The sequence below is a fragment of the Treponema sp. R6D11 genome (assembly GCF_054786075.1).
In genome coordinates, this window is record NZ_BDHD01000452.1 from 1 (window position 1) to 1,004 (window position 1,004).

Annotated in this window: 1 protein-coding gene and 1 pseudogene; one reads left to right on the forward strand and one right to left on the reverse strand. The window is 44.6% G+C overall.

The window, feature by feature from the left end:
• A pseudogene (locus tag ACYVTD_RS13895) lies at window positions 1-477 on the reverse strand (hypothetical protein); the annotation flags it as partial.
• A gap of 15 nt (window positions 478-492) precedes the next feature.
• On the opposite strand from ACYVTD_RS13895, the gene ACYVTD_RS13900 reads away from it, so the two are divergent.
• A partial coding sequence (locus ACYVTD_RS13900) for an RluA family pseudouridine synthase (protein WP_461248319.1) occupies window positions 493-1,004 on the forward strand: 512 nt, incomplete at its 3' end.

A 1,004-nucleotide genomic window follows, 5' to 3' on the forward strand; every position in this document is an offset into this window, starting at 1 on the left:
ACCGGGATAACGGCGTTCCGCCTGAGATGGGCAGATTGAATCCAACGCCGATATATGAAACATTTCAAGCGCTTTTTCGGTAGAAGGACCGTATGCAAGAGCCAAAAGTATCGGCTGTTGTCCGTTATTTTTATCAAGTTCCACAGCAAAAGCCAAGCCGTCGTTTTTTTCAAAAGTCAACTTTATTATTGCCGCCTGCCTGTTATTGTACTGGAAAAAATCGACATCTCCCTTATTTCCTATTCTCTTGTTTACATCGCTAACCATTTCCCGTATTCCGGCGTAACGTCCGTAATAAACGGCAATGTCAAATACCGCCCCGCTTGGTCCCCTGAACGAAAAACGGTCTCTTGCGTCCCCGTCTACATATTCATAACCTTCGGGAAGGTCGATAAAAAAGCCCCATGTAGGCGAATACATGGATTCCGCAAAACTTAAAACAGGTATGAAAAACAGTAAAATAAAAAAACGTTTCATGTTAATATTATCGGAGTGAAAAACATAGAAATTCTGTATGAAGATGACTATATTATCGTTGTAAACAAGCCCGCCGGACTTGCCGTTCAGGGCGGAAAAGGGGTAAAAACCTCGCTAGACACGATTCTTGCCGAGCTTCGCACGCCTACGCCCCTGCTTGTTCACAGGCTTGATAAGGATACTTCGGGGGTACTGCTGGCGGCTAAAGGGCGCGAAAATGCCGCTCTTTTTTCACGCCTGCTTAACAGTTCAAAAATCACAAAACAGTATATTGCCGTTTGCGCCGGGCGACCAAAAAACGAAAAAGGCGTAATTACCGATAAACTGCTGATTCACGGCAATTTAAAAAGCTCAGAAACCCGATATAAAGTTTTAAAAACCGCCGTTTTTACGGAAGAACCTCTTGAATACTCCGCGCTGGAACTGGAGCTTGGTACAGGAAGAATGCATCAAATCCGCCGCCATCTTGCCATGAACGGAAACCCCATACTTGGAGACGACAAATACGGCGACTTTACACTTAACAA